The sequence below is a fragment of the Aliikangiella litoralis genome (assembly GCF_052495765.1).
The window spans coordinates 2475262-2489293 of record NZ_CP199292.1 but is presented as its reverse complement, the minus strand read 5'-3'; the positions used below and the strand labels follow the sequence as shown (position 1 = coordinate 2489293).

At 37.9% G+C, this 14032-nt stretch carries 7 protein-coding genes; all 7 read right to left on the bottom strand.

From position 1 onward, the window contains the following. Positions 1-14: 14 nt before the first annotated feature. Entirely contained in the window at positions 15-485 is a 471-nt protein-coding gene (locus tag ACT5E3_RS10280) for an NfeD family protein (protein WP_444998216.1), read from the bottom strand. A gap of 14 nt (positions 486-499) precedes the next feature. Further along, positions 500-1432 (bottom strand): SPFH domain-containing protein, encoded by a 933-nt coding sequence (locus tag ACT5E3_RS10275; RefSeq protein ID WP_444998593.1) that lies wholly within the window; start codon positions 1430-1432, stop codon positions 500-502. 332 nt (positions 1433-1764) lie between these two features. Next, complete coding sequence (locus ACT5E3_RS10270) at positions 1765-4176, bottom strand: hypothetical protein (RefSeq protein WP_444998215.1); 2412 nt, start codon at positions 4174-4176, stop codon at positions 1765-1767. 289 nt (positions 4177-4465) lie between these two features. Next, a complete protein-coding gene (locus tag ACT5E3_RS10265; protein WP_444998214.1) occupies positions 4466-5677 on the bottom strand; it encodes an NAD(P)/FAD-dependent oxidoreductase in 1212 nt (403 codons plus the stop codon). 44 nt (positions 5678-5721) lie between these two features. Beyond that, positions 5722-7779 carry a LodA/GoxA family CTQ-dependent oxidase gene (locus ACT5E3_RS10260; protein WP_444998213.1) on the bottom strand — a complete coding sequence of 686 codons (2058 nt, stop codon included), beginning with the start codon at positions 7777-7779 and terminating at the stop codon, positions 5722-5724. Continuing rightward, positions 7776-9233: a hypothetical protein gene (locus ACT5E3_RS10255; RefSeq protein ID WP_444998212.1), complete on the bottom strand. Its 1458-nt coding sequence runs from the start codon at positions 9231-9233 to the stop codon at positions 7776-7778. Before ACT5E3_RS10255 ends, ACT5E3_RS10260 begins: the two co-directional genes overlap by 4 nt. 278 nt (positions 9234-9511) lie before the next feature. Next, positions 9512-13639, bottom strand: coding sequence for a PKD domain-containing protein (locus ACT5E3_RS10250; protein WP_444998211.1), 4128 nt, complete (start codon positions 13637-13639; stop codon positions 9512-9514). Positions 13640-14032: the final 393 nt, after the last annotated feature.

The following is a 14032-nucleotide window of genomic DNA, read 5'->3' as shown; positions in this document are numbered from 1 at the left end:
AAATTACCAATTATTTAAACAGGTTTTACTTTAAACATTCCCACTTCAACCGATGTAACTTCAACCCGCGTTCCAGATTCTATAGAAGTAATATCAACTTCAGGATCAATTTCAACTTTCCAAGAAATTCCAGAATAACTGGTGGTAACTAAATTACCATTTTTAACGTCTTTATCAACAATAAACTGATAACCAACCAAATCACTACTATTATCTTTAGCAATTGGTTTATCTCCCTGTAGTCGTTTAAAAGGCTTCCATAAAGCAATCGTGAGTAATCCAGTACTAATACCAGTACCCGCGCCCCCAGCAATCCAGCTTTCAGGTAAAAGCCCTAACCCCATTAACCCTCCACTGACCAATGCTCCAAGACCGACAAACAAGAATATACCACTAACAAACCCGGTAATTACCTCTATCGCTAATAATAAAAAGCCCAATACTATCCAAAACTCAGCTTGATGGTGAACAATATAATCAATCATTACACACTCCTACTTTAAACACCTTTACTTGAATTAAGTGTATTGATGATTGTCATTGCCTCAGCCACAACATTAGCTGGACTTGAATTAGAATCAGGCAATAAAACTACCGTAGATTCTTTTGCTATTTCCTGTTTAGCCAGTATTGCTTTATCAGCTAATTCAAGTTGAATAGCCTTTTGCCCTTCGTTAGTATCAGCAACCTGTCCAACAGTACTCAAAGCTTTAGCTTTAGCATCAGCAACAGCAATAATTGCTTGAGCTTCACCTTCGGCTTGTAAAATTTGTTCTGCTTTGTCAGCTTCCGCCGCTAAAACCTGTGCCTGCTTAGCACCTTCAGCAACATTAATAGCAGACTGCCTATGTCCTTCTGACTCTAAAATGGTTGCCCGTTTTTCTCGCTCAGCTTTCATTTGACGTTCCATAGCATCGAGTATGGTACGCGGCGGCTCTATATCCTTGATTTCATAACGCAGCACCTGAATTCCCCAAGGTTCAGACGCAATATTAATTGCATTAACAATATTAACATTCAGACTTTCACGCTCTTCAAAGGTTTTGTCTAAATCAATTTTTCCGATTTCGCTTCGCATTGTGGTTTGTGCCAACTGCGTTACCGCATAAACATAATCATCAACACCATAAGAAGCTTTGTATGGATCTAACAGTTTGATATAAAGAACCCCATCAACAACTAAAGAAATATTATCCTTGGTAATGGCTGATTGGCTAGGTACATCAAAAGCATGTTCTTTAAGCGACTGGTTATAGGCAACCTTATCAATAAAAGGCACTAGAATATTCAGCCCAGCAACCATTGTTTTATTATACTTGCCAAAACGCTCCACAACATACGCTCTATTTTGAGGTACAAACTTAACCGATGACTTAACAATAACAATAATGAGTATGGCCAACCCTGTCCAAAAATTGAGAACAGTTCCCATAATTTCGTTTATTTCCATAAGTTAAATCCTTAAAGTAATTATCAATAATCATACAGAATATCAGAAGTAAGAGAAAAAGTGGCCAAATTATTTGAATTTCAATTCATTTATTAGCGGTTTTAAAAGCTTCTGTTTTTAGATATTTGCCATGCCCCCTTCTAACAGATTCATTAAGTGTGTATATAAAAGTCTAAAACAAAATATCTTGGACGAATGTCTGGTTTGAAAACAAGATTAACCTTAGTTTTAAACTGTGTTGGCTGATATAAAAAAGCCGACATTTTTAAACGTCGGCTTATTTAAATAAGTCACTCTAATTAACAGCTTAGCAACTACTCATTAACAATTTCTCCCCCCACAACTCGAGGCGAATCAGTGACCGTTGGCTTATCGTTTAAACTAAAGTTAATCGTAGCAACATCACTCGCTGTCGGTAAAGTAATGCTCAATGCTGAATCGAGGCTCAGTGCATTATCCCCTGTAGTACAAGCTGTTACCTCTAGCTCTTTCATACGCATTTCCATTTCAATCCCTTTAACAACATAATCTCCACTTTGATTGGCCAACAAAGTTGCATCCGCTAATGAGAATGCTCGTTGATGATGTTGGCCACTATCTAACTCAGGAAATCCCCATAAATCACCAGGGCCGCCATATTCTAATAAATAAGATTGACCGGCAAAATCACTGTCTGCTTCATTTCGATCTTGGCTATTTTCATGGGTATACAAAAATTGCATAGGCCGATCAAACTGTAAAAACTCAGTTGCATCCGTCTCACGCACAAAGGTCATTTTATTCCAATTATTAGGACCTGTCTCCCAAACAAAAGAAACATCTTGGTTATAAGTATCCCATGTATTATCGAGTTGAGTACCTTGGAGTATCATTGCCCCAGTATGAATTCCCCAGCTAAATTGGCCTTCCGCAGTTTGCTCACTATTAAGCATAGCAATTGCGTTGCCATCTGGATCTCGCAGAGTTAAATCGCTCAAACTAAAACGATACAAAACAGACGGTTCATTCACATCTTGCGAATCAGGATAATAAGGAGTCTCTTGATTCATTGATAACTGTTCAGATGTTAATGCCGCTTTTAGGCAGTTATTGTAACAAGCCAACGTTACTTGGGTTGTACTACCAAATAAGTTTGTATCATTACCACTAATAATTTCTTCACGGAATGCCACAATATGAGACGGATCACGTAGCTCATCATAAGCAACTGAACCACCAAGTGCTTCTGAATAAAAATGCATGAAATCACTGTCTATCATCATCGCCTCTTGTGGTATTACTTCTCGTTGTCCATCAGAGAATTCAACTCGTGCAATCTTATAAAATCCCGCATCATTAACACTAGTCCCATCATTGAGTTCATTATCAGATGTATATTCAACCAAATACTCAGCATCATTCCAATAATTAAAGTGGTAACCATCTAGATCTTGTAATGGAATACTCGACTTCGAACGCTTAATCAACTTACCCGGAGTATTAACCACATCATAGGTTTCATGACTTGAATCATCAGAAAAGTCTTGTCGAGTAATCGAAGTGACTAAAGATTTATCAACACTTTCGGGTAACCACATACCCCAATAACTCATGTAACCATCATAATGGACCCCACCCACCTCTGTGGTAAATGGAAAACCACTATTCATTTCTTTTCTGGCGCCATTGGCATAATCATACAGGTTATAACGCCAAACATTTTCATTCATATTTAAACGATCATTACATAGCTGAGCATCAACCGTTCCATCGTTGTTTTGATCTTTCCCTCGTAAGAATCGAGCTGAATCATAAGCCACAGAAAACTCAGAGTGAAACTCATGATGTGACTCCGTTCGGTGAATTGCCGTTTTACCAATTCCCGATACACCATCAGCATCATCTAAAATAACATTTGCCGCTTCACTAAAACTAAAATCAAACCCAGGTATATCTGAACCGTTATAAAATAAAAATTGCAATTTACCATCTTGATTTTCAACCGTTTGAATAGTGCCGGCCATGGTTGGCACTTCATTACCATTCATCTCGACCACACCTTTCCAACTCATATTAAAATCACCAAAAGGTAAGTCGTCACTCGGAGAGGAAGAGATAGTCACATCGACCAGAATAGTTTGCTGATCCATCATATCGCCATCTTCACCATTGCCATCACTTTCTGCGGGTACCCAAATTCTCACTTTTTGTGGTGATGTAGACGATTCACGAGTAGACTCAACCGTCCATAATTGATACTCAACCTCACCATTTCCACTTGATTGTCCCTGCTCATCAGAATCATCACCTGACTCACGCTCACAACGAGTGGTATCAATCAATGCAGTATAAGTTTGATTGACTAACTGGTCTGCTCGAGTTTGTCCGACATAGCAAAGGATTTCATTTACCATTTGAAGCGGCTCCATAGATTCATCCCAAACATACTTGCGAACAGGATCATTACTATAATCTGTACCTTCTGCCTCATAAGGATTGGAGCTTTTACTCGCGGTTAATTTTGCTTTCGATTTTTTACTCGATGGTGTATCTTCATCTAATTTAGTAACAACACTAATTATATCGGGAATATCGAGCCCCTCCACATCAGTCTCAGTTTCTTCTGGTGGTTCAACCACAACAACAGGCGGCTCAACGACCTCAACATCGGAAGTTCCGCCGCCGCCACAAGCAGCCAATATTAGAAGAGACAAAGGAGAAAGCTTATAGATATTAGTTAATTTCATGAAACAGTTACCTCGAACAATAATGATTATCAAGACGCATCCATTAACTGTAAAAAACCTGTTCCATCAGCAAATTATTTAGTAAAGCTACCCTATAGTTTCGACAAAATTCACCAATCATTTAGCACTTTATTCACTTTTTTTTCTGAAGTTGAGATATATACTAATTGTTTCAGCAACTTACCAACATAAAAGATTTAAATTTCATAACCGACTTTTTTTTGACAATATATTTTTTTATCACTTAGAATTATGATTAACTTTACTAACATAACCTTCTACAACAAACTCAAATAATACCTCTTCTGTGCAACCAAAAAGGGCTTGATTGAAACCGAGTCTCAGAACGATAAATATCGTGTCTCAATGATAAATATTGAGTAAATGCGTTAAATATTTTTTTTTCATAATCGAGCACAGCTTTTTTATTATCGTTTTCTATTAACTCAAAAATAGCTTTACCAGCATCAAGACCATTTTGTAATGCCTTAGTAATACCAGCAGAAGAAATTGAATCATAACTACTTGCCGCATCACCTACAGCTAACCAGTTATCTCCCGTAACACGAGATAGTATCGTACTAGTTGCAACACGCGGATGAATCGTCAAATGACTTTTTATTTTTTCTAGGTTAATTTTCTTTTTTAACAATTGGGTATGATTTAAAGCTTGCAACCAGTTTGTCACATCTTGAAGTGACTGCGATTTAATGACAGATTGATCACTACAAAATGAAATAATTAATTTGTTCTCAGGCAGCCTGGCGGCATACCACCAACCATTATCAACAGCTTCAACTAATGTATAATTTCCAATATTCGATATTATCGGACAATCAATAATCACACTTAACGATAACACCTCATCTAATGTATTTTTAGCAACTCCTATTTTTCGAGTAAAAACTGAAGCCGCCCCACTAGCATCAACCACAAAATCAGCAACAAAAGATTTTTGCTCTACGCCGTCCACTAAAAAGTTAAGCTTAAATTGTTTTCTACCGCTATTTCTCTCAAAAGTTGAAATGCTGGTTAATCGATGATGATGATAAAACGACACATCTTTTTTATTGGTGGTTTGTTGAATGTTCTTTATTAAATCACGTTCAAATAAACATCGATTAAGATGATAACCTTTTCCTTCGGGATTAAAATAAAAATCATTGTAACCAGGTTGATTACTTCCCCACAGAGAAATACTTCCCGGACATGGAAGATGGAGACACTGTTGAGTACGAGTGTAATGATTGGCCACACTAAAATGCTCATTCAAACATTTCTTTTCCCTTTCTAATAAGTGAGAAAGTTCTAATTGGTGTAAAATAGGTGCTGCTGCTGGCGGAATTGTTTCACCTATTTTTATTTTATTTTTATCACAATAAAATAATTGAATTGCAAAATTAAGTGGTGATGAACAAGCAGAAGAATGCGACAACAACAAAGATTTTGCTGCCGCACAGCCGGAAGGCCCGGCTCCAATAATAGCGATATTCTGTTTCACCACAATACAATTAAAACAACATAATTAAAACACCGAACTCAATGTTATTTTTTATGCGGACCACAATCTGAAGGTGTTTTATATCCAGGAACAACACTAGTAGGCCATACACCAACATTATCACCTTCTTCTTGATATAAACTGCTTACTTCAAGAAACTTATCTGCGCCATAATTATCACCTTGTTTAGCAGGAATTTGAGTACCTTGAATAACAAATCCTACTTTATGCCAGTTTTCAACATAATCAAAATAACATTGATAACGACCTGTTTGCTGTGGATAATCAGTATGAGTTCCTTCACCTCTTACGCTAAATAGTTGTCCTCCCAAATTCCATTGTTGGTTATTACTATCAAAAGTACATTGGTCCACAGGGTAAACACTCACAGGTCGTTGTGCAGGCCAAGACCAATAAAGCGTGTTATTTTCTGAAGGGTTGGGATCTGGTGTATGAGTTGCACAACTATTATAATCAGTGTGCCAAGGTAAAGCCATAAACTTACAAAGATCACCAGGTTCTACAGCAGCAGTACGCAGAGGAATGTAACCAACGCCTAAAAAGGGTTTGTTTTTATTAGCATCCTGATAATTAAGATTCGCCGAATTTATTCTAAAAGGTCCAACATCACCTCGCCAATTCTGATTATAAAGATTAACATCTCGAACAATAAAAGTTAATTCAATACCGGGAGAGTAACGACCACCCAAGCAGTTTTCTAAAACCACTTTATCAAGTTTTTCACCCTGCCCAAGTGCAATAGAAGTATCAACAGATTTTCCGTCATACCACTGATTTAATAAAAAATATTGAGTGGTACTTACCGATAAAAAACTTTTCATTGCATCACCTAATGATAATGGCATTTTAACGCCTTCCTCAGATTCATTAGGATTATTAGGATCTCTTAATAACGATTTAAAGTTTGGAATTTTAGCCTTAGGATCATCTGTCGGTTGAATGCTACCAATAAAATTATGTGCATTAACACCCGCTGAAGGTAAGTTGGTATTCCAACGTTGCAAAAAAGCGGCATGAAAAACACTCATCACATCATCATCAAAACTTGGCTTGTAGTTCGCTTGATACTGACCATTTTTATATAATTCCGGTTGTAAATCGAGTTGTTCAACCCAAGTCATATAAATATCATCCCAACAAGAAACAACATTACGAGTTTGCGGTGCGTACGCCGGATCAACCGTTACAAACCATGCACCAACTACTTTAGAAACACTATTATCATCAAATAAAATAACGGCATCGACAGGGCCATCAGCAGTATCATCAAACCAATTATTGTTATCAATAGCATCATCTAATTTAGGAGGTACGCCATTCTCCATAATACCACTGGCTCTACCATAAGCGCCTACAACTATCAGTCGGCCTGTATTCGCCTCTATAGTCACTTGCCCTAAAGTATCTATTTTCCCCAGCGGATTAAACATTGTAAAATGATCGTCTGGAAATGAAACCGGATACTCTACTTGACTAATTTTCCCTTGACCATCTGCATAACTAGCCGCTGTTGCAGCATTAAAATCAACAGTTTGATTCCCATTACTCGAAGATAGAATCGTTCTTGGTCCTGCATCAATAACTAGTTCTCTTAAACGATTCTCAGCAGCAATATCTTTTCCATATTGTATATTTCTAAGCGGTGGCGTTTGCCCATTCTCATAAGCAACGATACCTTCCTCACCTTTAACAGGTCCACTTGAAATTTCAAAGTTATTACCTTTTTTATTGGCTAGGTGAACTGTCCAAATAATATCTTTAACTATCTTACCATTGACTTTATCACCAATTTTAATTTCCCGACCAGAATCATTTGATGGATAGTTTTGCTGTGGTTGATCATAAGCATAAATTCTAAAACGAGCAGCTTGCCGACAGGGGTTTTGACTATCATCACGTAAATCATTTTCTTCAATAAAAGTATCTTCAGTTCCTTTTTTAATTGGTAAACCACCAAAGATCCCTTTTTTCTTATCAACAACTTCACCAGCGGCTGTTTCTGGTGCTATATAATAATCTTCACTGCTACCGACACGAGCAAAGTTAATCGCAGGATGGATACGAAAAATAGAATCACTCATTTTGAATACTCCTTTTTCAATGTTTTATCTGCAACTAATTGAGTCTTAGTTGCTTTACTTAATTGAGTTTTATTTTGGGGTTCTAAAAATTCATTCACCGCTTTTAAGTCTGAAGCCGACATCTCTTGAGACCAGAAAAAAATATTAACAAAGGCATGACTAATATTAATATTAAGACCAGGCAACGGGTTTAAGGTTGTTTTTGGAGGGAATCGTTGCGCGGTATTATGACAGCGAAAACAATTATTCTGTGTACTTTGTACTTGCGTAAAAGTTTCGGTCGTTGCATTTGAAAGTTTCAACGAACCTGTTAATACTTCATCGGTATCCAACGACATATTTGGCTTTAATCCATCAATTACGCCAAACCATATTGCACCGACTTCGTAATAATTAGACCAAACTCCCTTAGTACCTAGTTTTCTATGAACCGAATCGTTAAGTTGTTTTATATTGCTATCATTTTCTGCCATTCTTGCAATACGATCTTTAGGATTCTTAGGGTCATTTCCAAATTCAAATTGCCGACAAACTTGGGTAATTGGAGATAGCTTCTGAGTTTTTTCATCAAGCTTTTGTTTAGAGCTATTGGCTACATTAACATTACAATCAGCATATTTAGTATTAGCAGTGTAAAAAGTACTAGACTCTTTTGAAACAATTGTTTCTGGGGTTGGGTTTGGCGGAACATTGGGCGCATTAAGTTTATGTTCAAATGTTGCCCAAATCATTTCAGGGTGTCCCTCAACTACACCGGCAATATGAAATCCAACTAAAGCAACCATAACCTCTTCAGTTTGATTAATATCAACAACAATTTTGCCGTCTTTATTAACTAACTTATTAATCGTTGTTTTAGTCGTAAAAAACTCACTAACATCTTCACCTGGCGCGACAATTTTCCAAGTTGCTTTTAATTCAAAAGCACCATTCGGAAATGAGGTATTTGGATCAAACTTTTGTACTATCGTCGGATCGGTGAGCTTATTTTCATTAATAAAATTAACAAAATCAGAATTAAGATACTGTGAATAGTAAACCGCTCGTCCATTATGATCCACTAATATTGAATCGCTACCAGCCTGTAAGTACTCATCAAAAGTTTCTGCTGTCGCAGATTTAGTCATTCTAGGCATAATACCTCGATGCGTCATTCCTAATAAAGACTGTGGACTAACTAATGATAAAAAGCGAGGTTGATTATCAACCTCTTGTGTTAACCAAAGAAACATTTGCCATGACCATTGGTGAAAGACACAGTTGCTGGTGCTTTGAAACTTATCTGCATCTGGTTCCTGAGTTTTTGAATGAGGAAACCAATCAGCCTGTGCTAAACATGGATCAGCAGTTGACTCAGGTTTTTTACTCGACGCAATGACTTGGTTAAATGCACCAGAAGTAAAAATAATAATAGAAGTGAGTAATGAGAATATAACTAATTTTTTTCTAATCATTTGAAAATCTCCTTTTCATTTTTGCTAAAGCTATAGCACATCAATTTATTCTTCGAACTCATTAAAGCGTAAGCTATAAAGTTACTTTTTTTAGGATAATTGTAAAAACATACCGTCAGGAGATACTCAGAAACTAACTTTGTCAATCATTGATTAGATAAAGAGATATCCTGTTAGTTTCACATCGACACTCTTATCAAAAAAATAGGCTTTATTGTAAAAAAATGCCAGTCAATCAAATTGACTGGCATTAATACGCAGTTAAAAAAATTAATAATTTAATCAACAACTCTTATACGGAAAGTAAACTTCGAAAACCCATTAGGCCCTGGTGGAATAACCACCAGAATATCCTTACCTGCTTCAGCATTTGGATAGACTATTCGTTGTTGAACTCCCTCTCTAAATGAAGAAAAAACCAAATCAGGACGATCAGCTAGATGTTCTTCATGAGCAAAACCAGTACCGCCCGAAGTTGGCGCATCACTATAATGTTGATTCGCCGTCATGTTGGCATTACCTGTACCATGGTTAGTTTCCAAAATAAAGTTTTTTCCTTCTTCAGCAGCAGTCGGTCGATAGGTAAAGTGAGTGTAATGACCTGAGCCTGGCGATCTTTTGCCACAAACCGCTTCACCTAAGTTAACATACTCATCAGTAATTTCTGGTTTACCCTCAGCACACGCATCAGGCAAGTTACTATCAACAGGAACAATTGCTTCCCCTTTAATAGTTACCCCATTAAAACCACCACTACCCGCAATCATTGATAACCAGATATCTTTATTGGCTTGCACATTTTTAACAATAACTCGGTTATAAGTACGTCTCTTATTAAGAGGATCTAAACCGAAAGAACCGTAAACTTTGCTTGGGTTCGATTTAAAGTCATCTTCACTGGCATAATCGCCAAACGCTTGATTGCCAGTTAAGCCAGCGATACCTGTACCATGTCCAATCGTAAAGAGAATATCTTTACCCGCATCAGCTGAAGTAGGTACATATTTAAAGTGAACTTCCTGAGCGTTACTTGAAGCATTAACCGCACAGTAAGCTTTACCCAACTCAAGGTTTTGATTTGAGATTGCAGGACGTCCCAACCCACAAGCATTCTTCAAGCCATATTCATTATTGCTCGGCGGTGTTGTTGACAGTTTAGCTAAGTGCCAGGTGCCTCCAACGCCATCGCCAGTCGTATCTCCTGTCGAACTGTCACTTGCATAGAAATATAAAGGTTTGCCTTCAAATGTTACCTGCAAGCTACCATTATCACGCGTAGTCGTTCCTAAAGAAATACCGTTTGGTGCACTGACATCACTCGCGCTACTAACTGTTAGCGGCGGCCAGCTTTGTGCACAACTACCATTACAGTTACTACCACTACTTGGATCATTATCCCAGGTATACAGACTCATACCTTGACTAGTGCTAGTCGCACCGCCAGCCAGGTAATTACCATGTTGTGATGAATTATGAATCATGACTGTATGCTCTCCGCCAGTGTCATTCCCTTCATCGTATGAACCTGTCAAAGTCACCCCAGAAAAAGCGGAATAGCCACGGATCATAATATGATAAGCGCCATGTTGCGGGCTATTATAAGTACAATCCTCAACGTTACCATTTTTATAAGGTCGGCATTGGTTAGTTGTGCCATCTTCTTGTTTTGGCTTTTCATTGTACCTAACATACAAATCAGCATCTCCACTACCACCGGAGATCGAGATTTTCAGGTTCTTGGGTGCATCACCATGAATATGCATAAAGTAATGCAACTCATCACCAGTAGCGCCAGACAAACCAGTAATAGACTGCCCATTACCTAACTTGATATCTGTATTTGCTTTGGCAACCGTCACTGTTGCGGTGTCACTCGCTGTTTCACCATTGTTATCCGTAACCGTTAGCTTCACTGTATAAGTCCCTTCAGCGTTGTAAGCATGGGTTGGGTTTTCAGTGCTACTGCTTGAACCATCACCAAAATCCCACGCATAACTGGCTATAGTGCCGTCAGGATCATTAGAGCCAGCTTTACTAAACGCAATTTTAGTCCCTACAGTACCGCTATAAGGTCCATTGGCCTCAGCCACAGGCACTTTATTAGTGCTACTCGCGCTAATTGTTGCTGTCGTTTTCGCTTCACTACTGCTGGCACCACTGTTATCTGTGACTTTTAAAGTGACATTGTAAGTCCCTTCAGAACGATAGGTATGAGTAGGGTTAGCAGAAGCACTTGTGTTGCCATCACCAAAATTCCAGCTATAACTGCTAATAGAACCATCTGGATCGCTAGATCCGTTGCTACTAAAGCGAACCGCCTTATTCACTGATCCTGTATAAGGTCCATTTACTTTTGCTACTGGTACTTGATTACTACTGCTATCGTAACTCGCAGTTAAAGAAACATTGGAATATGAGTTATAAGCAACCAACATCACATGCCAACGTCCTGAGCTAGGATTAGCCTCAGTGCATTCTTCTTCGTTACCATTTTTGTATGGACGACACTGATTATTGGCACCATCTGATTTCTGCGGCTCGGATCCACGCTTAACGTATAAGTCCGCATCTCCACTACCACCCGTGATCTGAATCACCAGATTACTCGCACCATTTGGTACATCAATGTAATAACGACTTTCATCATTGGTACTACCTGAAAGACCCGTTTTAGCAACACCGTTCTCCAGTTCATTACCACCATTGCTCGTGCCAGTAATCGTTACTGAAGCGGTATCTCTTTTAATCGCACCATTATCATCTGTTACCGTTAACGTTGCGGTGAAACTACCGGCTGAAGTGTAGCGATGGATAGGATTTGCATCTGAACTACTATTACCATCACCGAAATCCCAGTTGTAACTATTGATAGAGCCATCAGGATCACTTGAACCCGCACTACTGAAGTTTATATCATCGGCAGTAGTCGCATTGTATGGCCCATTTGCTTCAGCAACCGGCGGTTGATTAGTATTATTCCCTGGGTCACCAATGGTGTCTAAACTAATATCATTGGTTAATAAGTTACACATTTGTCCGGTAACATTATTTAAGCTTGAATGGATCCGTACATAATCGATGTCATAATAGCTTTCACGAGCTTTTTGACGCGCATTACCTTTTAAAGTAAATAACGCATATATCTTATGCGCCAAATGATCTTTTAACGAGTTAAATGAGCAGCCTGATGTCATATCATAAGAGGATTGGTTATTTTTCAATATATTATCCAATTCCGTATTTTCTTCAGCCAATTCCATTAAAATCAACATATCTACCACTTCACGAATACTAGATACTCCAGTGTTCCAATTGATATCATCCCTGGGAACTGTCGCTAAATCATCTTCTGTTTTAAAGTGAACAGGAAATTCATGTCTTGGTTCTAACCCTAGTGCGCGGTAAACTCTTTCCCACTCAAAGGTTGCATAACCAGATGGTTTAGTACCTCCGACTCCAGATACCAAATCGACTAATTTTTCACGTTGCTGTGAAGAAAGTCTGCCTTTGCTATCACAATAACTAATAGCTAGCATTTCTTCGCGCAGACCACGGTAGTTAGTATTGCGAGACAACCTTTTATGTACACTTTCTGCAACCGCACTAGAGAGTTCGGTATTAAATATTGTCAAACCCGGACCATAAGCATGATCAGGTAAATTAATCGATGTACCCTCCTGATCAGCAAAACGACTGGCAAATAACAAAGTATGAAAACGATCATTATTATGATTGCCTTCTTTGATAGCCCTTAATACCGGTACTTCCTCTGCGGTCACATCCTCTCCAGAAGCCCCGTTTGAGTCAGAAAAGAACCCTGTCCAAAATAGATAGTTACCTAATATTGGCCGCATGGGTCCAGCAACATTGTTATCACCACCCTTTGCATGACACTGGCGACACTCGCCATTAGTACCACCATCAGGGCTCAGCAGTGGTGTCGCTCCACGAAAATCTAAAGCTCGAAATTCCCAATCACCATCATCTTGTAAATAGGCCATATCGACCACTTCGTAAAGTGGCGCATCTTTCTTTGAACCAATGTTCATCATAAAACGCGTATCGGATCCCCAAGGCAATAAACCGGGGTTATTTAGATCGGTTTCATTTAATGCGCCGGTATTTTTAATAAACGAATAGTGCTTACGCATATGCAATGGCATATGATCCAATAACTCTTTAACGGATTTTATATTGTTATTAATAACATAGTCATAAATTAGATCCATATCAGCAGGAAACTCCCCGTTGGCCGGGGCCGGATCAGGATTAGGAATATCGACATCCTTATATTTAGTTGGTGTGACCGGGCAATCCATAGCATTCAATTGCAGTACAGAGCATGCAAGCCCTATTGCTGAAATTGTTTGTACACACCGAGTGAGAAAAACGTTTGTTTTATTCATAATTGTACTCGCATTTATTATATTAATTTACTTAGTTGCAAGGTATTGACTGGTATATCTACTTCAATCGAAAAGACAACTTTCTCATCGAAAATCTGAATAAAAACGACATTGAATCCATACCACCCAAAATTGTATACAATAAAAAAATAAAAACTATTGAATAAAACACACTATCAAAGTAAATAATTACATTGTGTGATAAGTTACAAATTTAATTTAACCAAAACTGAGTTGTAAATAAACTTAGATAAATTGTTATATATGTGTTTATAAAATCAAAAAACTAAAGAAATAAATTTTTTTTACGAGTAAAAAATAAAATCATACCTAATTTTAATTAACTCACGGAAAAACCTGACTATCTAGATAAGAGATTTAAGTTAAAAAATT